Here is a 23,118-nt window from a genome sequence, read left to right as displayed (position 1 = left end):
GGTTTATCTCAATCTTTGAGTAGTAGTAAAGATATTGTCGAACCCGCCCCTACGCTTGGGATTATTGATTAGTCGGAGATCGTATTAACTGACTCTAGTAAACCTACGATTAACTACCCAAAATGTCAATCCTTTCTCGTCGGCGTTTTATTGAATTTGCGGGTTCAGCCCTCGCTACCCTTGGAATTAATTCTTTAAACTTGCTCCCAAAAATCGATTTTCATCTCAAAAACCCGATCTCTGAGAAACCGGGTTCTTCTTCTGTTTAAGGAAGAGTAAGATTAAGCTTTCGGTTTGGTTAAATTAGCACAATAGCCTTGATCAACCACTTTCGAGGAAATGTGAGCGGGTTGAACGTCTACACCTTTGGGTAGAGGGCGAGAAAGGGTATGAAAAGCCACCTGTTTACAGACGACTTGGTTACTGCCGATCGCAGCATAATCCCAAATGTAGACCTGGGGATCGTTTGTTGTTGGGTTTATTGTTGCGTTGGCGGGTGTGAACGTCCCAGAACCCAAAAACACCAGCACCAAAGCTGTTAAAGCGGCAATCAGGTACTTGAACATGGCGTATTATTTGTCTAAAAAGTTGGTTGATTAATTGCTTTCTATTATATCTTCAGAATTTTTAATCGCATCAAGTTTGAGTGGGGACGTTCTAACATAAATAAAACCCCGTCTGATGGAACGGGGTCAATCTGGGGTGTTTCTCTATGCATCTGTAAATAAGATATCAAGGAGACCTATTCCGCCACAATGTATGAAATACGGATTTTTTTTCGAGTTGTGAAACGCCTTCTCCGTGAAAACACGTAGAAATTGCAGCTATTTTTTCAGAATAGATACATTGAGGCGAAAAATTACCCCCTCACCAACCTGCTTGGAGAATACCCGATGAAGCTAAAACCCTTCGCTATCAGTCTGTTTGTCTTCATACTTAGTGGTACACTGAGTTGTTCGAGTCAGACTACTGAGACCACCCCCAAAACTCAATTGACTGAAAACGCCTCTATTTCCCCTCGCCTCTGGGATAACGATGCCGAACAAGCCTTTCAACAGCGTAGCCTCGCCATTCGTCAGAGAGTGGCTTCAGAAGACCTAAATAAGCTTGATGCGTGGTGGCGACGAGTTAAACTCGGTGATCCTCACAAATACTTGCTTCCTGTTATTCTCGCCCGTCTGAGTTTACCCGAACAATACAACCCCGACACGCTTTGGCCGTTTTTACGCAGTTTGGACAAAGATCGCCCTGACTTGTACCATTTTCGGGCTATTCACGATATTCGCCTGTTTTTCCTGTTTCGCGATCAACTTCCCCCAGAGGTAGAAACCACCTATCGTCAAATGTTAGACAGTCCCGAAGTGATCGAATGGATGGAACAAGGCACCGAAAATCATATGTTCATGCAACGGGGTTCGGGACTGGCTTTAATGGATGGAAGCGGTTGGCCGAATGGGGCGCCCGGTGTTGCTGCAACTAATGAAGCGTGGCTGCGGGCTGAACTGAATAAATTTCTGACAATTGGTCAGGGTGAGTTTCATTCTTCAACTTACTACGGTTATGCGATCGCAGGTTTGCTGAATATCTATGATTTTGCCAAAACTCCCGAACTCCGACAACTGGCTAAAGCCTCTCTCGACTGGTTTGCCGCAAATATGGCGGTTCGTCTGAGTTGGGGAACCGCAGGCGGCGCCGAAAGTCGAGGGTTTGATCGCGGAACTTGGGATGGTAGCGAGTTGAGTACGGTGGCTTGGGTGTGGTGGGGTTCTGACCCGCAAATAGCCCCCCGTATCCCCCAAAATTACGCCTGGGTTGGGGTTCCGGCGGCGTTGAGTTCCTACCGTCCTCCGGCGGAAATGACGGCTTTAGCGAAGAAAGAAGTGCGGTTGCCGTTTTTATTAAAAGCGAGTCATCCTAATTATTATAGTTATCATCAAAGTAATCAATTTTGGGAAACGTTTTATATCACTGAAGACTACAGTTTAGCGACGCTGTTAATTCCCCAACGTTCTTATCAAGTAACAGGAACCATTAACGCTCAATACACGACTTATAAACTGGTGATTCGTGACCCGAAAGGCGTTAAGAATGCGGTGGTGCGTTTGGGCGGAACCTATCACAGTCCGATAGCTGCGGGGAATTCTCCGGGTGATCAATTTTTGCAGGAAAAAGGAACCGTTGTCTATCAATTAAGATTGAATGAACGGGATATTTCTGCCGGAGTTCCAACTCGTTCTCATTTCGTGCTTCCGACTCGTTATGGTGAACCCCAACAACATAATAATTGGTATATTTGGCAAGTTGAAAATGTTTGGTTATGTGTTCGGGTTTGGGGAGAGACAATAGACTGGAAACCGCAAGTTTCAGAAAAATATGCTGACACCCAAGTATTAGCTGCGAATGGGGTGAATACTGCTTGGATCACTGAAGTTGTTTCTCTCAAGGATGCGCCCAATTTGGAAGCTTTAACTCGTCGTTTAGACCAAACACAAATTAATGATCGCCTATGGACGAATCTAGGTCAATTATCCTATAAATCGGTCACAGGCGATCGCTTAGAATTGATTTATGAACCCAATGGCGGTATTGGACGGGGAACTGTTAATGATCAAGAAAGGGTCTTAGGAAATTGGGCGGTGTTAGAGAGTCCCTATCTCAAACAAGAATTATCCAGTGGTGTTTTAGAACTGATTCATCCTGAAGGACGTTGGAAATTACGCACAACATTAGCCGCACCACAATGGGAAGAATAAACTTCTTGTAAGCGTAATCTTTTGTCTCGGTTTAACTCAAAATCACGACATTCTAATGCGTCTTCTGTGAGTGCCATTTTGGGATGAACGGTACATTTTAGGCGATAATCTCCGGTAAAGTAAGCACAGCCACTACAAGGAATGCTATGTAAGCGTTTGAGATGAATTATTCCTTCTCTAAAGGCTAGCTGTAGACTCCAAAAAAACAATACCATTAATCCCAAAGCACTCATCGAATAAAGCAAGCGAACAGGATGTAGAATTACACTCAGTAGAACCACTGGAATCATCAAAGTTATGACCTCAAAATCAACAGTTCATGGTTTTTTGCGAAGAACTTAGTGTTTCAGGGAAATCATCGGAGTTCGAGATTCACCTTGATTAGAGAACGATTCAATATCTGACCAAAAGTTGAGGATTTTGTCTTGAATCAATTGAGGAAAAAAGTGATGGAAAAAATGACCCCCTTGAGGAACTTGAACAACGCGATCACCGGGTTTTAGCATACTTCTCCAGCCTTGTAATTCCTGATCATCAACAATCACATCATCTTCGCTTCCACAAGCCATTAAAGGCACCGAAACCGGGATGGGTGTCATACTCATTCGCTGCATTAAAGAATGCACTGAAAGGGACTCTGTTAAGTCTCGATCTAGCATTGACATTAAACGTTGTCTGGTTGTGGGTTTCTGATATCCAAACAACGTTTCAACGGTGTGTTCAAGCAGAACTTGACGACTACAAGGTAATAATTGAAGCTGCACATAATAATGCGCTTTCCAGTCAACTGTGGGATGAACCCCGACTGATAATAACGTTAAAGATTTAACTCGTTCTGGATATTTTTGGGCATACATTAATCCCAGTAATCCCCCTGTACTATGACCGATTAAATGAATCGGTTTATCATGGGATTTGAGATAATCATGGACTAATGTTACTGCGGTATTTAGACAACTGGGTTCGTCTAAACTTTGGCGATATTCCCAATACCCCAGTCGAACTGTTTGGGATAATTGATTGACTAATTCTTGGTCAAAGTGTCGTAAACTCGGACTGGTATTCAACCAGAGAACATCAGGTAGACGTGACATCATCGTTACTCCATTGGATAGATTGACGGTTTAAACAGCAAACTGTTTTTAATAAAACGGTTTTTGATATTCTATTTTAAAAAAACTTCATGCAGTTAGAGATGAGTTAAGGTGTGTTGAGGATATTGTCTGAAGCTATGACTCTAACTCATCTCGATCTTGTGGTTTTTAAGGGTTAAATTCCAAACTCCGTCTGAAGTTGTTTAACCCAACTTTTAATCCGTTTTTCTGTCAGTTCAGACTGATTATCTTCATCTAAGGCTAAACCCACGAATTTACCATTTTTAACGGCTTTTGAGGCTTCATGTTCATACCCATCTACAGGCCAGTGTCCTACAGTTGTTCCGCCTAAACCGGCAATTTTTTCTTCTAACATTCCCATCGCATCTTGAAAGTTATCGGCATAACCAATTTGATCTCCCGTCCCAAAATAGGCGACTTTTTTTGTGGTAAAATCAACATTATCCAGTTCATCAAACAAGCCATCCCAATCACTTTGAAGTTCGCCAATATTCCAAGTCGGACAGCCAATAATTAGACAATCATACTGTTGGAATTCTTCTAATTCAGCTTCAGCAATATCATGGATTTCAACAATGTCTTCTCCAAATTCTGCTTGAATCATTTCCGCCGCACCTTCTGTTTTTCCGGTTGTTGTCCCGAAAAATAAACCGATTTTTGACATGATTTCTCCTTGAGTAAAGTTAGACCCCAAAATAGTCTTCAGCGTTAAGGTTTAAACAGACGAAAGGGTTCTGTTCTTCAACTTGGGCTGAATTTATGGGTTGTTAATAGAATAAATTCTCAATTAGTAAGCAGGATTGCCGAGTCGTCGTTTGTCTGTGCCTTGACTAACTTCTCTCACTCTCCTTGATTCTAAATTAACAGATCTGATTACTTATTGCAAGTATTTTTCAATTATTTTTTTAAATCTGCACCCGTTTGTTGCTAAAAACCCTGATTTAGCTAGCTTTATGGGTGAAAAGTGGGGTAAAGTTGATAGACTCTCTCAATAACTAAATCTATCACCTTACCCCCGAAAAATCAATCAGGGTGAGAAAAACCCGGTTTATGCCTAAATCCGTTATTCTTCAACAACCGTTGTCGGGGGAGTTCCCGCCCCATCAAAGGCTTGTTCAACCCGTTTGAAGTCAAAACCAATTGCCCGTAAAGCGTGCCACAGATGGCCCTGCAAGAAGAAAAACGCTAAAAAGAAATGAGCATTAGCCAGCCAACAGCGAGAGGTGTGGGCGCCGAGTGGAAGTTCCACCGTATCGGCAAAATAGGGCGTTATACCCAACTTAATATCGAGAACAGGGCCATAAAATTCCACCGGATAAGCCAAAGTATTCACGGCACTGAAATAAGCCGCCACAAACCCCGCTAAAGCAATTCCGCCCAAAGAATAAGAAAGAATCGCTTCTCCAGAGAAGATTAACACCCGTTTCGCCCAAGGTAAGGGTTCTTTAACGATGTGCCAAATTCCGCCTAAAATCAACAGCACACCCACATAAATATGACCCCCTACTAAGTCTTCTAAACTATTGAGGGAGGCAAAATGGGTTTGATAGCCATAAATAATAAACGGATCAAGGGTAGGATGGTTAATTGTGCGAACCGTTTGGGTTGTGGCATCGTAAAGTCCGCCCCAAAACATGGCTTTTGCCGCCAACAATAACGCCCCAGCACCCAAAAATAACAGGTGATGCCCTAAAATAATCCCCAGTTGTTTGGCGTTGTTCCAGTCAAAATGAAACTTTTTCGCCTGACTGGAACTATCTTTGAGATTTTCAGGCGCTTTGAACGTATGAAACAACGCTCCCGCCCCGAAAACCGCCGAGGAAATCAGGTGAACCACACCAATCACAAAATAGGGATAGGTATCAACAATCATACCCCCTTCACCCACACCAAAGCCTAACGTTGCCAGATGGGGCAGAAGAATTAAACCTTGTTCACCCATCGGAATTTCCGGGGAAAAGCGGGAAATTTCAAACAAAGTAAACGCTCCCGCCCAAAAAGTAATTAAAGCAGCTTGGGCGGCGTGGGCAGCAATAAACAAACCAGATTGGTTCGCGAAGCGGGCATTTCCAGCCCACCAACCGTATTGAATTTCAGATTTGCCGTAACTTTGCATTGTTAGCGGGTCTCCTTCTGTAACTGCATAGGCTTATGATGCCAGCTAAATGCGACTCATTCTTATTTATTCTGTTTTTCTTAAGAGTTATTATCATTAATAAATTCATTTTTTCAGAGAAAAAACACAAGATCTTGGTGTCTCTGTGCCTTGGTGGTTTTTCTTCTCAAAAAAAAGAGGAGATGGGGATGTCAAGCCCATTTCTCCTCTGTATTTTTTGTCTGAGTTATTGCTAGAGTCACAATTGAATTGCGAACAATTGCACTTTCCGCAAACTTTTTATCGCTTCACCAACGTAGAGGTTGTCTGTTTTGGTTAAATTTATCGCTCTTAAGTTATTAAGAGTTTTTGTTATTAATTGGAGCAGTCCAATTGAGATCGAGTCAGATCTACTCAGTATCAGCCTATCACTTCCAACACTTCAGAAGTTCTGACCCATTCAAAGCTTGCACCCACCAAACTTTTTACCTCAATTCTAGATTAACAGAACTTTTAGTTTATTGCAAGTCTTTCTCATTAAATTGTTGATAATCGCTGAAAGTCAATCAGCACTTGAGGTCAAGGCACCCAGGGCAACAATCCGATTCATCTGTTCAACCGTTAAACCCGTCACCCCTGTAATATTCATCTGTTCGTAGGCACCCGATGCCCTCAACGTCTCTTGATACTGACCTGTTTGTACATTCCAAAGTTGAATCGTCCCTTCACCCGTGCCAATTGCTAATATCTGACCATTCGGACTAAAGGCTAAAGCACGAATCGGATCAGGGGTGTGGTGTAACGTTTTCAAACACTGTCCCGTGTGTCGGTTCCACAATTTCACCGTACCATCCTCACTGCCACTGGCTAAAATCGGTTCATCAAGACTATTGGCGATCGACTCAATCCCGTGAGTATGACCCCGCCAGGTTTGCAAACAGCTTCCTGTACTAATATCCCACAGTTTCAGCGTGCAATCGCGACTTGCACTCACCAAAATCGGTGCAACCTCAAGTCGTTTAAGACTATTCACCTCATCGCTTAATCCCTCTGTTGCAAATAACGCCGTGCCATTCGGTGAGGTTGCCATCTCTAAACCCTCCCAGGGAGAATGAACCGAGGCAAAGATCGCACAACTCACCCCCCCTTGATGTCCGCTACAGCTTCTCAAACAATCCCCAGTGTTGACATCCCATAACTCAATCGTTGAGTCCTGATTGCCACTCGCCAAGATACCATTAGAACTAAACGCGATCGCATTCACCTGACTTTTGACTTCTATCTCGGTGTACACCGTCCCTCGGCGGACATCCCACAACCGAATCATCCCATCCTCGCCACAGGTTGCCAACATCTGCCCCAAAGGACTCCAAGCCAAAGCATTCACACCGCCATGATGTCCTGACCACACCTGACTACAATGACCTGTCTGTACATCCCAGAGACGAATCGTGCCATCTTGACTACTACTAGCAAGGGTTTGTTGATCCCGACTCCAAGCCACTGCCGTTACAGCCCCGCGATGGGATGGACTGATCAACCGTTGCTGACTCCCAGACCGCAGTGACCAAAGCCGGATTTCCCCCCAGATATTTCCCGTTGCTAATTCAGTATTGTCTTGACTAAAATCGAGGGCTGTCATCTCACCCCCATTGGTGGCAAAAATAGAATGGGAAAGATTCGCATAGGCAAAATTACAATGATGTAAATTCACCTGCTGTAAATCGGCGTGCCAAACTGTTAGATGAGAAAAATCATAACCACTGAGATCAATTTGCAGTCTGACGCAGAGGTTCAGCCAATTTCCCACGCCATAACCCGATCCCTGCTTTTCCATTTGTCGCAGTCGCTCTAAAATGGTCTGAAGTTGTTCTAATAAGGCTCTTGAAGAACTAAAGGTCATTTGCAGCGCTCGGGCAATTGGTTCTAAAATCGAAGCCCGTTGATGTTCTCGCACGCTTCGATCAACGGTTGTTTTGATCAGCGTATGAGTAAAAAATTGCTTGATTTCTCCAGTTGTTAACTCGTGAACAATTTCTTCCGTCAGACAGTGAGTCAGGTATTCCATCACCATCGGTTCGATGATATAATAATTTTCTTCCGTCTTTTTTTTGCTGGTATCCGCCCTTTTTCGTCCTTCCCTTTTAACAAGCGATCGCCAGGTTAAAGACTCTAAAGCCTGTAAAATACTCGCTTGAGACACAGGCGGAATTAAGTCTCGATGTAGCCGTTTAACAGTGGTTTGTCCGCGATCAATAGCTAGCCAGAAGATTATTGTCCTTTCCAACGCAGATAAACGCTGAAACTGCGGATCGAGGAGTCGGCGAATTCCGTTAAAAATCACCGAACGATGTTCTAAAAATTGAGTAATTTCACCTTCAAATAGATCTTGAATTGAACTCGAAACAATCTTTAACGCCAGAGGACTGTAACTATAGAGTTCACACAGACATTTTTTTTGTTCCGGTGAACCGTACAAAGGATCAAGTAAGGCGATCGCCGCATCGGGTGAACCTTCCAATAAAAATGAACGCACCGCCTGTCCGGTTCCTTCAAACGCTGCAATTTCTGGGGGTTTTTCTCGGGAAGTCAAAAGCAAACAACTTTGATGAACCGTTTCTCCCATGACTCGAAAGAGTTCACCATATCCTTCATATCCGGGGCGATAGCGTCCTGTGGTGCCTTCCTCCAAAATCGTTTCGACATTATCCAAGACAATTAAACAGCGATAAGTCCGACACAAGCGAATTAATTCTCCCATCTCGCTGAGAGATGTTGAACCCGTAGAAGCCGTTGTCGCAGGTGTTAGTGTGGTGGTGGTTTCGGAACTTGAAGGAGACAAAAAAGACAAAAGCTGAGTTAAAACAGTTTCCGGTGCAGGTGCGTAACGCAGCGATCGCCAAATGACCACATCAAACTCGCTTTTGAGTTGTTCCACCAGTTTAACCACGAGGGCTGTTTTTCCCATACCGCCCATCCCCATCACGGCTAACAGTCGCACCGAAGCGGTTTGAATGTATTCTTGAAGTTGAGCGAGTTCAGCAGCACGTCCATAGAAAACCGATACATCTGGTGCTTCTCCCCATTCCCAACGGTTTTGCAGGGGGGATGAACGATTCTCGTCAAAACTGCGGCTTGGGGAAAGATAGCTTTCGTTTGGAGTTGGGGCGAGTGAGGGGAGCGCTGTTGCCGCCGTCGCTTCTACGGTACTACTATAGCGCTGAATCAGCAGAGAGCGAAAATTTTTCTTAGTGACTTTTTGTCCGAGTACCTCTGAGAGTGAATGCCACAGTCCTGCTGCCACGCCCTTGATATAATCGGGGTCATAGCCTGCATCTTCAGCAATATCGGCATAGCCTTTCCCTTCCCAGGACTGTCGAAAGACGAGGGTTTTAACGGTGTTTAACGAACCTGGGGGTAAAGTTCTCTCTAAAATGGCTAAGGCTTCCTCAACTTTCATCATTCTTCCTCTGTGGAGACCCACACTGAACCTGTAATCAGGTCAGTGGTGGGAGGAAACAGAGGGTGGGTTTTATGTTGCATACAAGTAACCATCCTTTCTGTGAATTATTGTGCAGTATTTGTAGCTAATCCCTTGAACAATTACCCCTTTCGAGGTGATATTGAAACTTCCACTTGAGCGAACCGCAACTCGTCCAATATAGGTTCCAATTTTCTTTCCTTTAGTGACAACAGCTTTAACAATGTCACCCGTTTGAAACCCTTTAACAAATTTAAAGCGGGGAACATAACGAGAGGGAAAACCCCATTTGTCTGTTCGACACATCTGCCTGGAACCATGCCCTGTTGCCTCTATTAATAACGGTTGACGGGTTAGGATTTTTAAGGATTCGACTTTTCCAACACAAGCTGCATCTAACCAATGGGTTTTGGGTAAATTTAACCGGGTTCGATTGAATTTGGTTAAACCTCCGCTTCCGGTAGAAACAGGTAAACCCGTTTCTTTTAATTGGTTAAATAGTGACCATCGGGTTGTATTAACGGCTGTCGCATCTTTTAAGGGACGCTTGGATTGAGCCAAGATTCGTTTGAGAACATCAGGTTGTTTAACTAGGAATTTCTCAATATCTTGAGTCCCTTTTTTGAGATTACACTTTTCACAAGCTAGACAAAGGTTAGAAATTCTATCACTTCCTCCTTTCGATTTAGGATGAATATGCTCAATTTGTAAAGGAACATTTTCTGCTTGACAATAAGCACATTTTCTGTCCCATTTATTGAGTAAATACTCCCGAACTTCATACCCTTGCAGTTCTCCTTGTTGATACTCAATTCCTGAAATTTCAGGATTCTCAAGTTTTTGCAAGTCGAATCTGACTAATTCTTGAGCGATTGAGCTAATAGGGGCAGATCTCATTAATCTTTTCACCCAGGTTAGAGTGGTTTCAACTCGATGTTGTAAGGAAGGTGCTAACCATCCCTCTGAACGTTTTCGGTTCAAAAATCGAGCTTGACGATATCGAGTTTGGCGATTTCTTCGGCAACGACGTAATGAACGCCGAGATTCCAAACTGGCTTTAATCGCTTGACCTCGATGAGTGAGTTCCGCACCCCAAATCACTTTATTACCTTGAACTAAAGCAATTCCTGTTGTTTTAGAACCCGGATCTAACTTGAGTTCCACAGGTTCAATCTGAGAATGCTCAACAGCTCTCTTGAGTATGATCGTGAACGGATATCTGAGGAAAACAGTTGCTTTATTTTGGTTTAAAAGCTTCCTCGCTACCGAAGAGTGGCAAGGACTTAAAGGTTGGTTTTTGGCATCAATTACTAATACATAATTAGACATTTCTGTCTCTCCTATTACTAGGGTAATGTTCGCTTAGACAATGTTAGAAGTCGGTACTTTCTCAGTCACACTTCCTTAACCCTTACAGATGTTTAGTGACCGAGTTCTAGAGCCGGAAACTAGCGACGCATTTCCGGGTAGGAAGTTGAACGCTTGCTTCTAACGGAGTACCCAAGGTACTTAGTCTGGTCAACTATGGCTTTCTGCAAGCCCCCACTATATCGGTACTCCGATTAGTGGTGGGTCGTTGACTCGCTCTCACACTTTCTGGCATTTGTTTTCTCTTTTTGTGATTTTACTTTACTCATCCTCAGCAGAGATTGTCCGGATCGAGACATTGGCGCAAAGTTGCATATTTTGTTAAAGCAGGATTGCCGATTGATTTATATCACGCTTGTTTACAGAAATGTGATTAACTCGCTACAGTCTGGCGATGCCTGCTGAGAGAATTACCTCGTAAATGATTGCTTTTTTGTCCCGGATCTCTTGGATTTCTGCACGATTTATATTTCTTTAATAGAAGTTAAAAATGTTGGAAATTTTTCAGGCAATTGTCAACAAATTTTATTGAGGTAAATGAGTTTAACCTCACATGATATCACAATCAGGCTTTAACATCATCAAAACCCAGAGCGATAACGGTTTTCTTCTCAAAAATTAGGGTCTTCGGTAGCCTCACCCTCGGAGACTCTGTTGTTGAGTGAAAATCTATGACTTTCGTTAGAGGCGGACTTCCGACTCCATCGGTAATATTAAGTTAGTTCTCGGATCGTTCAATTGACTTAAAAATCAGAGCTAGTCTGTGCTTTGAGTGAATGAATCGAATTCCGAAACGATAACAGAAGTATGAAAAATGAACTACAGGAGTTTTCACATGATCAATTTTCTGTCAGGAATATATACTCACATCACCAATTTGGCTAAGACATTTCAGGTTAAACATTTTCTAAGTGTGATATTAGTGGGATCTCTACTATTAACAACAGGTCTTTCTGAACGCCAGAGCCAAGCTGTTACCCATAAAGTTGATAACATTATACATCAAGACGATTCCGAACGCCCAAAAACAACAGGTGAATGGCAAGCCGAAGCAATGGAAACAGAAAATGCGCCCGGTCAACGAATTCAAAGAATCGCGGGAGAATCAGCAGAAGCCTTAAAAGAATGGGGTGAATTGTATCCAGAAGTTGCCGAGAGTACCTTTGAGGACGACTCCAACAAAAGAACCAAGTAAGTTATCTCTAATTTAAGGATTTTTAAGCCTTGTCTAGATTCGGTTTTTAAAAGGTGTTAAAAATTCAAATCTGGAGTTGTAGCCTCGTGGCTATAGCTCTCCAGTTTTTTCGTGGGAAAAAAGCTAAAGACAATATTTAACAGTGTATAAAAAACCCTGTTAATTCCTCTATAAAAGCTTTTGAGGCTTATTTTAACAAAATTATTCTTAATTTTTTAAGCCATAACTGTAAGAATTACCTATTTTTGTTGCTAATCGTCAGCACTCACTCACTGCTGGAAAAATATCTAACAAATATCTAACTTTTAGCTTACTTTTAGCTTACTTTTTGCTCTAGACAGTTAAACAGTTCATCACTTAATTCTTACTGACAGAACATTTTGTTCGACTTAATCTGAAGAATAAGGCAAGTAGAAGGCAGAACTAAATTTAAAATTCTCATTGCTTGAGAAAGCAGGGATTAACAAGAGAGCAAGATTTTAAGTTTTTTTGTGCCTATCTACAGACAAAACAAACCCTCGCACCTGAATTGAGTATGAATTCTCAAGCTATGTCTGCTTTAAACCCTCTCACCATTGGGAAAGTCATTGATCGGATTATCGCCACCGGGCGACTGACTCGCAGCGATCAAAAATTACTGCATACTTTGAGCCGAATTCAGCCTTCAATCAGCCATGAAGAAAATCATAAAATTCAGCGATTACGAGATCGGCTACAGATGGGTTTACTGAAACTAATCTAATAGAATAAAGGGCAAAATTATACCCCAAAATAGGTAAATCCAGCCATCAGCAGGCAGCGTGTTTACAACTTCTTTGTAGTTAGATGAAGCTTGCTGCTTGTCAAGATTGCTATACCCAAATAAAATCCGACGAGATTTGAGAGATAAAATCAGCTCTCAGGCGTCGGATTTTTCGCATAAACTTTATGAATTGCAGATCTGAATCTCCTTCACTATTTAGGAGGATTTGTTTCTTGCAAAATTTCAGCGAAGGCAAAATTCTCAGCCGCTAAAACAAAAATGGTCGGCGGTAAACCTTCAGCCATTTGTTGCAAACCTTGGTAATATTCAGGATAATTCAACTCAGGAGACGGTTGAGCCATCCCCAAGAAAACTAAATCGGCATTTGCTGAAGAGGAATGTAAAATTTCAGGAAACGCTTTTCCCTGAGAAACAATCACATTGGGCGTTGCTCCAATCCTCAACTGTTCGACAAGTTGTGCTAAATTTAAACGAGCCGCCTGAGCCGCCGTTTCATCGGGAACGACTAACTTCAAATAAATCTCCGCACCCCGCCAATCAATACTCGTTCGTAACAGATAAGCCAGAATCAGCATCAATCCTCCATTCGCATTCAACCCCCCCCACCAAACATCAATTCGTTTTCGACGTTCAAACTCAGACTGATTGGAGCGAAAAATAATGATACTTCGTTCTCGTTTATTGAGTTCAGCAATCATCTGACAATATGAATCCCGACGTTGAGAAGATTGACTATCTCCTAACAACACCGTATTCGGAATAAGTGGCCCAATCCCATAAGCATCAACCAACTGTTGAGCGCCAACAAAGGGATCAGACGCCGTAATCACCCGCACTAACCCTTGAATCCCTCGCTTCTCCAAATAATCGCGCAGCGTCGCCTCCATTTCACTACATTGAAGGGGATCACGAGAACCACTGGGTAAAACCGTACAGAGCGTAAATAAACTGCGGTTGTGAGTAAAAGTAGATGCCAGTTCAACTAAATGCCATCGTTTCGTCGGAGCGCCGGAGAAGGTTAAAATGTGAGGACGCCAATTTTTGGTATCGGGAGCATAACTCAGTTGCATCAGTCCCCGCCTCACCAACATCATCCAAATCCCTTGGCGAACATCTCCCCAAGCAGCCTCCAGTTCTCGACGTTCTAGCCAGATATAGATACCAAACACAATAATCGCCGCCATAACCGTCGCTATAGCATCGATTAAAAACATCACGCCCAAACAGCCAACTACACCCAAGAGTGAAAACAGCCAATGAACCTTAAAAGACGGACGAAAAGAAGGACTTCTCAGGAAACTTTCAATCCCTGCGGCTAAATTTAAGACCAGATAAGTGGTGAGAAAGAACATACTGAGAACCGGAGCAATTAGGTTTAAATCTCCCACTGCTACTGCGATCAAGACAAAACCCAAAGTCACCACCGTCGCAATCCGGGGTTCATCTTGTTCTCCGCTTCCCGTTCCGATGAAACGTAACCAAGGGGGTAAAATTCCATCTCGCGCTAAGGCTTGCAATACCCGAGGCGCACCTAAAATACTGCCTAAAGCACTCGATAATGTTGCTCCCCAAACGCCTAATAAAACCGAAGGTCCCCACCAGGCGATGCGCTTCATAATCAACGGATCAGCCAATAAAGCCCCCGTTTCCGCCCCTTTCCACAAAAAGATCGGAATCACCATATAAATGATGTAGCCCGTAATTACCGCCGCTAAGGTGCCAACCGGGATGGATTTTGTCGGATCTCGTAAATCTCCTGACATATTCACCCCCGCCATAATTCCGGTAACAGCCGGGAAAAACACCGCAAATACAGGCCAAAAGCCAACTTTAGCGGTGTTATTGGCAATTTCTAATTCGATGTCTGTGACGGCTACAGGTAGGGGAAGTGAGATGGCTCCACCGACGAAACAAACCAGCGACAGTGCGATCGCGGCCATAATGAAATACTGAGCTTTAATTGCTACTTCTGCTGATTTGATAGCGATAATTGTGATTAAAATTGTGGTAATCAACGCCACAACCCGGACATCCAACTGCGGAAATGTAATCTTCAGACTTTCTGCAAAACCAATGGTGTACAACGCCACGGAAATGGCTTGAGCAAAATAAAGCGGAATACCGACAGCACCGCCAGACTCTATCCCCAAGGAGCGACTAATCATATAATAAGCGCCTCCAGTACGAACCACTCGATCAGTGGCGATCGCACAAATGGATAGAGATGTTAAAAAGGTAATGGAGGTTGAGAGGGTAACAATGAGCAGCGTTGCGCCTAAGCCAACTTGTCCAACAACCCACCCAAACCGCAAGTACATGATCACCCCCAAGATTGTTAAAATCGAGGGTGTATAAACACCACCAAACGTTCCTAAACCTGATCCGGGTGGCTGGGGAGGTTTAGGAGTTGATGGTTCCGAACGACGAAACACAAGGAATTTCACGTTTTTAGTTGAGTTCTAATACAAACAACAAAGATTAACTAAAATCCTTGTCTATCTTATTTGTGCAGCTAAATGCTGACAATCTAGCTTAACAGCTCAAGTTAACGGGCTGACAAACAGCTTGAGAGTCTGGGGGGTGTTGGCTGTGGGTGAGTCCACTGCGAATTTCCTTGGGAACAAAAGAATGTCCTAAACTTAATAGGTGCTGCTATGTCTTTAATTTTATCTCTAATTGTAAAGAATATTATCTTTTCCGAATTTTTAATGTTTCCTAGAGTTTTAATATTTTTTTATTTTTAAAACTGAAAAATATAATTAATAATATAGAGAAAGACTTCAGTCGGAAAATTGGTAGTTAGCCAGTTTCCCAAGCGTTTTGATCAGTTTAGGAGGTTAAGCGTCGTTTAAAGTTGGGATGGATGCGATGTAAAATACACTACCTTGGCGAATCGGGTGCTAGAATGAGCCGCAGAATTTGATCTGATCACAGTTGTTAAATTAATTTGAGCAAATCTTTAATAATTAAAAATCCAGGATTGAAAAATAGTTCCTAAGTCCAAGTGATTGCTATCTCAAAAAAACATCTTAAAATACACAAAATCATTAGGAAAATGAACACACCCAAAATTCCCGGATATCTAATTATAGAACAACTGCATAATGGTTCTCGAACCTTGGTTTATCGAGGGAGAAAAAACAGGAATGATCAACCTGTTGTTCTGAAAATTTTACGAAACCCCTATCCGAGTTTTAGCGATTTAGTACAGTTTAAAAACCAATATACGATTACTCACAACCTAGTAAATATTCCCAATATTATTAAACCTTATAGTCTCGAACCCTATAAAAATGGTTATGTTTTAGTCATGGAAGATTTTGGCGGAATTTCTCTCAGCCAATATATTAAAACACAACCCCTAACAGTCGGCCAATTTCTGCCCATCGCCATCCAAATTGTTGAGACTCTACACCAATTACAAGGGGCGCGAGTAATTCATAAAGATCTCAAACCCGCCAATATTCTGATTAACCTGACAAGTCTTGAAATCAAAATTATTGACTTTTCTATTTCTTCATTATTACCCAAAGAAACTCAAGAAATTCAGAATCCCAACATCCTTGAAGGCACACTCGCTTACCTCTCACCCGAACAAACGGGACGAATGAATCGAGGAATTGATTATCGCAGTGACTTCTATTCTTTGGGAGTAACGTTCTATCAATTATTGAGCGGTAAACTGCCATTTCCTACGGATGATCCAATGGAATTGGTTCACTGTCATATTGCCAAACTTCCCCCAACTTTGCAACAATTGAATCCCGAAATCCCTAGCGTATTGTCTGATATTGTGATGAAGTTGATGGCAAAAAATGCTGAAGATCGTTATCAGAGCGCTTTGGGACTTCAACAGGATTTAGAAACTTGTTGGCATCAACTTCAATCTACAGGTGAAATTGCCAGCTTTCCGATTGCACAACGAGATTTATCAGATCGCTTTATGATTTATGAAAAACTCTATGGTCGAAAAACTGAAGTTGAAACGTTATTAAATGCCTTTGAACGAGTTAGTAATCCCCCAGAAGGAAGAGCGGAACTGATGCTAGTTGCCGGATTTTCGGGGATTGGTAAAACCGCAGTCATTAATGAAGTTCATAAACCGATTGTCAGGCAAAGAGGTTATTTTATTAAAGGAAAATATGACCAATTTAATCGGAATATTCCTTTTAGTGCATTTGTACAAGCCTTTCGAGATTTAATCGGGCAGCTTTTGACGGAAAGCGATCTGAAATTGCAACAATGGAAAACAAAAATATTGCAAGCATTAGGAGAAAATGGACAAGTTATTATTGACGTCATTCCCGAACTTGAACTTCTAATCGGAAAACAACCCGCAATCCTAGAACTATCGGGAAGTGCGGCTCAAAATCGGTTTAATCTATTCTTCCAAAAATTTGTTCAAGTTTTTACCAGTGTTGAACATCCATTGGTGATTTTTTTGGATGACTTGCAATGGTCAGATTTAGCATCGCTAAAGTTATTACAACTGCTAATGAATGATGCAGATCACTTGTTAATTTTGGGAGCCTATCGGGATAACGAAGTGTCGCCTGTTCATCCGTTTATTCTTGCTGTCAATGAACTCAAAAAAACCGGGGTAACTGTTAACACGATTACCCTAAATCCCTTGAGTCAGAGAGATATTAATCAATTGATAGCGGATACCTTGAGTTGTCAATTAGCCCTAGCGCAACCCTTAACCGAATTAGTTTATCAAAAAACTCGGGGAAATCCCTTTTTTACAACCCAGTTTCTGAAAGCACTGTATGATGATCAACTGATTAAATTTAATTTAGATGCAGGATATTGGCAATGTGATATTAGCAAAGTTAAAGCCCAAAGTTTGACGAATGATGTGGTTGAGTTTATGGCTTTACAGTTACAAAAATTGCCAACTGAGACTCAAAATATTTTGAAATTAGCCGCTTGTATTGGAGCGCAATTTGATTTGCAGACTTTGGCAATTGTTTCCGAACAGTCAGAAGTAGAAACGGCGACTCATTTATGGAGAGCATTGCAAGAAGGATTAATTGTACCCATTAATGAAAGCTACAAGTTTTTCCAAGCAGAAACGGAGATGCAGCCAATCGATCAAACGATTACCGTTCCTTACCGATTTCTGCATGATCGCATTCAACAAGCCGCCTATTCATTAATTCTTGCTCACCAAAAAGAGCATACCCATTATCGCATCGGAAAACTACTTTTACAACAAATTTGCCCAGAAACAAGAGAAGAACGAATTTTTGAACTGGTGAATCAATTAAACTATGGAACCTCTCTGATTACTGAACCAACAGAACGAGATGAATTAGCACAACTTAATCTTACAGCCTGTCGTAAAGCTAGAACCGCCACCGCCTATCAAGCCGCCCGTGAATATGCCCAGATTGGGCTAAATTTGCTCGGAAGTGAAGCTTGGCAACGACATTATCAAATGACCCTGGATCTGCATGAATTAGCGGCAGAAATTGCTTCTCTATGCGGTGACTTTGAAGAGATGGAAACGTTTATTAATCTTGTGATTGAACAAGCCCATTCTTTACTCGAACAAGTGAATGTTTACCGAATCAAAGTTCAATCTAATGTCTCCCGAAATCAATCTGCTGAAGCCGTTGCAATTGCTCTATCTCTCCTCCAACAACTCGATGTAATATTTCCTGAAACACCGACTCAAACAGATATTCAACAGTCATTTCAAGAGATAACAGAACTGATTGGCAACCGAGAAATCGAAGATTTAGTTAACTTATCTGTGATGACGGATGTTGAAAAACTGGCGATTATTCAGATTGGGAGTAGCATTATGGCAGCCGCTTACATCAGTGGTTCTCCTTTGTACCCGTTGTTAGTTTCCTTGTGCGTCAAACTCTCCATTCAGTACGGAAACACATCAGCTTCGGCTTTTGGTTATACGTCTTATAGTATTATTTTATGTAACCTCTTTCAAGATGTCAATACTGCCACAAAGTTTAGTCAGTTAGCCCTGAAAGTTATTGCTAAATTAAATCTAAAATCAGTCAAACCTGAAGTCTTTAATATCGTCGGAACCTTTATGTTGCACCGAACCTTTCATATTAAAGAAACCTTGCCTTTCTTACAAGATAGTTATACAATTGGTGTAGAACTTGGCTATCTAGAATATGCGGGTTATAGTGCTAGTACGGTTTGCAACTATTCTTTTTGGTGCAGTCAGCCTTTGGGGATTTTGCAACAAGAAACTCGCACCTATACTCAGGGTTTAGCCCAGTTAAACCAATTAACAGCAGCCAATTATTGTCGGATTACTTGGCAATCAATTTTAAATTTATTGGAGGGAGATGAGCATCCTGAAATTTTATCAGGAGAAGCCATTCAAGAAACAGAATTTCTATCTGTGCTGCTCTCAAATAACGATCTTTATGGCGTGTATTTATTCTATTTGTATAAACTGACATTTTGCTTCTGGTTTGGAGAAATCGAGCAAGCCGAAAACTATACCACAGAGTTTAGAAAGTATTTACAAGTAGGGGCTGGAACCTTTGGTGAAGCTGTGTTTTATTTCTACGATTCTTTGATTGCTCTAGCACAATTGCGTCAGCCATTAAACGAGGAATCCGAAGGATTACAACGAGTCGCACAAAACCAAATTCAGTTACTGCATTGGGCGGATTATGCTCCGATGAATCACCAGCATAAAGTTGATTTAGTAGCCGCCGAAAAATGCCGAGTTTTGGGACAAAAATTAGAAGCAATTGATCTTTATGACCAAGCTATTTCGGGTGCAAAAGAAAATAAATATATCCAAGAAGAAGCACTCGCTAATGAACTCGCTGCTAAATTTTACCTGGATTGGGGTAAAGAAAAAGTCGCAAGCACTTATCTGCAAGAAGCCTACTACTGCTATTCCTATTGGGGAGCAAAAGCCAAAATTGAAGACCTAGAAAAACGCTATCCCCAACTTATAACTGCGATTTTGCAAATACAACAGAATCGTTTTCGCCAGGGCGAAAACTGCACTTCAACCGTCAAGCAATCTGACTTCCTCAATCACACCATCCAAACAAATCTCTCTACTAATAATTCTAACTTCCTTGATTTCGCGACTATTCTCAAAGCCTCTCAAGCCCTCTCGAGTGAAATTCAACTCGAGCAATTATTTTCGACTTTAGTGCAAGTGGTGATGGAAAATGCTGGGGCAGATAAATGTGTTTTAATTTTACTCAAAGGAAACAATTTAGTCATAGAAGCAACGGCATTTTTGAGAGGAGAAAATACAGAAATTCAAAGTCTGGTACTGGAATCACTGCCGATAGAATCAAGCCCAGATATTCCTCTTTCTTTGATTAATTATGTGTCTCGTACTCAGGAAACTTTAGTCATTGATGATGCCAGCACTCAGACTTCTTTCGCATCAGATGCTTATATTCAACAGCAACGACCCAAAAGTTTACTCTGTGTTCCGATCATCAACTCCCGAAAATTAATAGGGATTGTTTATTTAGAAAATAATCTGACACCCGGAGTATTTACCCAAAGTCGCCTAGAAATTCTCAAAGTCTTAACCACCCAAGCCGCTATTTCCTTAGAAAATGCGAATCTTTATAACAAATTAGAGGAATATTCCTATACTTTAGAGCAGAAAGTAGAAGAACGCACCCTAGAGTTAAGAACTAAGGCAACGCAACTCGAAACGACTCTGCAAAAACTTTACTCCACTCAATCCAAACTCATTCAAACCGAAAAAATGTCGAGCTTAGGACAGCTTGTTGCCGGGATAGCCCATGAAATTAACAATCCAGTTAACTTTATTTATGGCAATCTCACCTATGCTAATGAGTATCTGACCTCCTTAATTGAGTTGATTAACTTATACCAAGAAATCTATCCTCAACCCCAACCCGAAATTCAAGCCAAAATAGAAGAAATTGACCTAGAATTTCTGCTTAATGATTTGCCTAAACTTTTGGCATCAATGAAGATCGGCAGCGATCGCATCTGCAAAATTGTCAATTCTCTTCAGAACTTTTCCCGCTTAGACGAAGCCAAAATAAAACCCGTTGACATTCATTCCGGTATTGATAGCACGCTGTTAATTTTGCAGCATCGCCTGAAAGCCAATGATCAAGATCCCGAAATTACATTAATTAAAGAATATGGTAAACTGCCTTTAGTCAAGTGCTACATATCCGCACTCAATCAAGTGTTTATGAATATTATCAGTAATGCCATAGACGCTTTACGACAGGCACCAGAAAACCGCTCCGATAGTCCTCAAAAACCAACCATTATTATTCGGACTTTGATCAATGAGGCTCGAAACGTGGTGATTAGTATTGCTGATAACGGACCCGGGATGGAAAACTCAGTGCTTAATAAGATATTTGATCCCTTTTTTACCACCAAGCCAGTGGGAAGTGGGACGGGTTTGGGATTATCCATTAGCTACTCGATTATCGTCGAAAAACATCAGGGGCAGTTAAGCTGCATTTCAGTACCGGGAGAGGGAGCCGAATTTTTAATTGAAATACCCCTATAAATTCAGACTCTATTTTTCCCCAACCCCCTCACCCTGAATTGCTAGGTCTAATGAATTGCCGTCGGACGATAATTCCAAGGTCTAGCCGCCTCGAGTTGTGCGGCGATTGCAATCAACGTTGTTTCATCGGCCGGTTTACCGATCAATTGCACCCCAACGGGTAATCCTTCAGCACTCAAACCTGTAGGAATTGCGATCGCAGGTTGACCGGTGGCATTAAAAGGCGGACAAGGGGCAATCCAATTGACAATCCGTTCGATCGTCTCTTCGGGAGTCAAATCTTCATATTCTCCCACCCGAATGGCGGTGTGCATATAAGTCGGCAGTACCAACACATCAAACTGATCAAAAAACGCCACAATCCGACGAGCCGCCACCTGCATTTGACCAACAGCCCGTAAATAATCCCCTGCTGAACCCGTTTGTTCGAGTAACCATTGGTTCATCGGTGTCAGTAAATCCTTGGGAATGCCCGATGCCGCCACACCCGCCTGCCAAACCGCTTTAAACGGTTCAATCAACTCGGTAAAATCAGGACAACCCCGTTCAACTTGGTGTCCCATTTCTTCTAAAAGCTGCACCGTTTGGGTCACTGCTTCTGCACAAACCTCTGAAGCCTCACCAACGGGGGGAATTTTCGTTGAAAAGGCAATTCGTAAAGAGCCTATGGGTTGTTGAGTCGCTTGCAGAAATGATATTGTCGGAGCGGGCAACCAATAGGGATCTCCCGTCACATAACCCGACATTACATCCAGCAATGCCGCCGCATCTGCAACCGTCCGAGCGATCGGTCCGTGAGTCGAAATACCATTTTGATAGTCGCCGATGGGAGCATGAGAAATTCGACCCCGTGAGGGTTTAAGACCGACTAACCCACAACAAAAAGCCGGGCCACGTACAGAGCCACCCCCATCCGAACCGTGAGCGATCGCACAAACTCCGGCTGCTACAGAAGCCGCAGCACCCCCACTCGAACCACCGGGAGTATAGTCTAAATTCCAGGGATTACGAGCGGGTGGAAAGCCTTGGGGTTCAGTATAGGGCAGTGAACCGACTTCCGAAGTTGCTGTTTTACCGATAATAATAAATCCGGCTTGGCGAATCCGTGTAACAACTGCATCATCGTAGGTGGCTTCTTGGTTGATCAACATCCGAGAACCGTAGGTACAACGAACTCCCGCTACTGGATTAAGATCTTTGATGGAAATCGGCACCCCAAAAAAGGGAGGTAATTCTAAAGGATCGTTTGCCGTCAATTGTTCGGTTTGAGTTTGAGCCAAGGCGATCGCTTCTTCTGCCATGATGGTAAAGTAGCAACCTAGTTTCGGATTTAACAACTCAATGCGATCGAGATAAAGTTGAACTAATTCAAGGGGTGAGAGTTGTTTGCGGCGAATCCGTTGGGCTTGCTCTAGAGCAGAACTAAAGACTAAATCATCCAAATTCATGTTTGATCTGTAGTGTAGTGGTTCATCTTGATTTTCCTCAATATTGAGGATTTTTCCTGAAGAAGTTTATTTTCTCATGTGATTTGGGGAATACTAAACCCTTGAGAGGGTATCGTTGTCAGCAACTTAACTTAATGCTGCTGTTTTTGGGTTTGAAAAATTGACAAATTCACCCCTTTACGATACCGCTACACCCTGAGCTTTTACCTGTTGAAAAATGCCCGTCATTTCTTAAGTGTCTTTGCGATATCAAAGAATTCAAGGCTAGACTGAAAGTAAATTTCTACCCCGTTCGTCCTCTCATCCATCAAGGTCGTGCAATTATGACACAAGCACCTCGTCCGCCTGTTCCACCGCCACCGAAAGCACCCCGTCCACC

The 23,118-nt window shown here is 42.3% G+C and carries 13 protein-coding genes; 4 read left to right on the top strand and 9 right to left on the bottom strand.

Features of this window, described 5'->3' with window-relative positions; all coding sequences use genetic code 11:
• Window positions 1–281: 281 nt before the first annotated feature.
• A complete protein-coding gene (locus tag WN50_RS06660; protein WP_046277555.1) occupies window positions 282–566 on the bottom strand; it encodes a hypothetical protein in 285 nt (94 codons plus the stop codon).
• A gap of 426 nt (window positions 567–992) precedes the next feature.
• On the opposite strand from WN50_RS06660, the gene WN50_RS06655 reads away from it, so the two are divergent.
• Window positions 993–2,753, top strand: a complete 1,761-nt coding sequence (locus WN50_RS06655) for a hypothetical protein (RefSeq protein ID WP_235440855.1) — start codon at window positions 993–995, stop codon at window positions 2,751–2,753.
• On the opposite strand, the gene WN50_RS35185 is transcribed toward WN50_RS06655, so the two are convergent.
• The 6 genes from WN50_RS35185 to iscB form a co-directional block, all read right to left on the bottom strand.
• Window positions 2,693–3,043, bottom strand: coding sequence for a hypothetical protein (locus WN50_RS35185; protein ID WP_235440857.1), 351 nt, complete (start codon window positions 3,041–3,043; stop codon window positions 2,693–2,695). The two genes, WN50_RS06655 and WN50_RS35185, sit on opposite strands and share 61 nt — an antisense overlap.
• Before the next feature lie 48 nt (window positions 3,044–3,091).
• Window positions 3,092–3,850 carry an alpha/beta fold hydrolase gene (locus WN50_RS06650; RefSeq protein WP_235440854.1) on the bottom strand — a complete coding sequence of 253 codons (759 nt, stop codon included), beginning with the start codon at window positions 3,848–3,850 and terminating at the stop codon, window positions 3,092–3,094.
• 172 nt (window positions 3,851–4,022) lie between these two features.
• Window positions 4,023–4,532 carry a flavodoxin FldA gene (gene fldA / locus WN50_RS06645; RefSeq protein WP_046277552.1) on the bottom strand — a complete coding sequence of 170 codons (510 nt, stop codon included), beginning with the start codon at window positions 4,530–4,532 and terminating at the stop codon, window positions 4,023–4,025.
• 399 nt (window positions 4,533–4,931) lie between these two features.
• Window positions 4,932–5,984 (bottom strand): chlorophyll a/b binding light-harvesting protein, encoded by a 1,053-nt coding sequence (locus tag WN50_RS06640; RefSeq protein WP_046277551.1) that lies wholly within the window; start codon window positions 5,982–5,984, stop codon window positions 4,932–4,934.
• A gap of 541 nt (window positions 5,985–6,525) precedes the next feature.
• Complete coding sequence (locus tag WN50_RS06635; RefSeq protein ID WP_082172349.1) at window positions 6,526–9,426, bottom strand: WD40 domain-containing protein; 2,901 nt, start codon at window positions 9,424–9,426, stop codon at window positions 6,526–6,528.
• A 69-nt stretch (window positions 9,427–9,495) separates the two neighbouring features.
• Entirely contained in the window at window positions 9,496–10,773 is a 1,278-nt protein-coding gene (iscB, locus tag WN50_RS06630) for an RNA-guided endonuclease IscB (protein WP_046277550.1), read from the bottom strand.
• A gap of 874 nt (window positions 10,774–11,647) precedes the next feature.
• On the opposite strand from iscB, the gene WN50_RS06625 reads away from it, so the two are divergent.
• The gene (locus WN50_RS06625; protein ID WP_046277549.1) at window positions 11,648–12,007 is read left to right on the top strand and encodes a hypothetical protein; all 360 of its coding nucleotides are present in this window, start codon (window positions 11,648–11,650) and stop codon (window positions 12,005–12,007) included.
• Between the two features lie 535 nt (window positions 12,008–12,542).
• Window positions 12,543–12,749 carry a hypothetical protein gene (locus WN50_RS06620; RefSeq protein WP_152964728.1) on the top strand — a complete coding sequence of 69 codons (207 nt, stop codon included), beginning with the start codon at window positions 12,543–12,545 and terminating at the stop codon, window positions 12,747–12,749.
• A gap of 212 nt (window positions 12,750–12,961) precedes the next feature.
• Here WN50_RS06620 and WN50_RS06615 read toward each other — a convergent pair whose 3' ends face one another.
• Window positions 12,962–15,214 (bottom strand): APC family permease, encoded by a 2,253-nt coding sequence (locus tag WN50_RS06615; RefSeq protein WP_053221451.1) that lies wholly within the window; start codon window positions 15,212–15,214, stop codon window positions 12,962–12,964.
• Between the two features lie 611 nt (window positions 15,215–15,825).
• On the opposite strand from WN50_RS06615, the gene WN50_RS06610 reads away from it, so the two are divergent.
• Window positions 15,826–21,291, top strand: coding sequence for a trifunctional serine/threonine-protein kinase/ATP-binding protein/sensor histidine kinase (locus WN50_RS06610; protein WP_046277546.1), 5,466 nt, complete (start codon window positions 15,826–15,828; stop codon window positions 21,289–21,291).
• A 47-nt stretch (window positions 21,292–21,338) separates the two neighbouring features.
• Here WN50_RS06610 and WN50_RS06605 read toward each other — a convergent pair whose 3' ends face one another.
• Window positions 21,339–22,739 (bottom strand): amidase, encoded by a 1,401-nt coding sequence (locus WN50_RS06605; RefSeq protein ID WP_046277545.1) that lies wholly within the window; start codon window positions 22,737–22,739, stop codon window positions 21,339–21,341.
• Between the last annotated feature and the right edge of the window lie 379 nt (window positions 22,740–23,118).

Source organism: Limnoraphis robusta CS-951 (assembly GCF_000972705.2).
This window is presented reverse-complemented; position numbering and strand designations above follow the sequence as displayed.

What these genes read in the sequence shown, in the direction of transcription:
- WN50_RS06640 (WP_046277551.1), bottom strand. Translation starts at nt 5,984, where the DNA reads ATGCAAAGTTACGGCAAATCTGAAATTCAATACGGTTGGTGGGCTGGA.
- WN50_RS06660 (WP_046277555.1), bottom strand. Translation starts at nt 566, where the DNA reads ATGTTCAAGTACCTGATTGCCGCTTTAACAGCTTTGGTGCTGGTGTTT.
- WN50_RS35185 (WP_235440857.1), bottom strand. Translation starts at nt 3,043, where the DNA reads ATGATTCCAGTGGTTCTACTGAGTGTAATTCTACATCCTGTTCGCTTG.
- WN50_RS06635 (WP_082172349.1), bottom strand. Translation starts at nt 9,426, where the DNA reads ATGATGAAAGTTGAGGAAGCCTTAGCCATTTTAGAGAGAACTTTACCC.
- WN50_RS06610 (WP_046277546.1), top strand. Translation starts at nt 15,826, where the DNA reads ATGAACACACCCAAAATTCCCGGATATCTAATTATAGAACAACTGCAT.
- WN50_RS06650 (WP_235440854.1), bottom strand. Translation starts at nt 3,850, where the DNA reads ATGATGTCACGTCTACCTGATGTTCTCTGGTTGAATACCAGTCCGAGT.
- WN50_RS06625 (WP_046277549.1), top strand. Translation starts at nt 11,648, where the DNA reads ATGATCAATTTTCTGTCAGGAATATATACTCACATCACCAATTTGGCT.
- iscB (WP_046277550.1), bottom strand. Translation starts at nt 10,773, where the DNA reads ATGTCTAATTATGTATTAGTAATTGATGCCAAAAACCAACCTTTAAGT.
- fldA (WP_046277552.1), bottom strand. Translation starts at nt 4,532, where the DNA reads ATGTCAAAAATCGGTTTATTTTTCGGGACAACAACCGGAAAAACAGAA.
- WN50_RS06605 (WP_046277545.1), bottom strand. Translation starts at nt 22,739, where the DNA reads ATGAATTTGGATGATTTAGTCTTTAGTTCTGCTCTAGAGCAAGCCCAA.
- WN50_RS06620 (WP_152964728.1), top strand. Translation starts at nt 12,543, where the DNA reads ATGAATTCTCAAGCTATGTCTGCTTTAAACCCTCTCACCATTGGGAAA.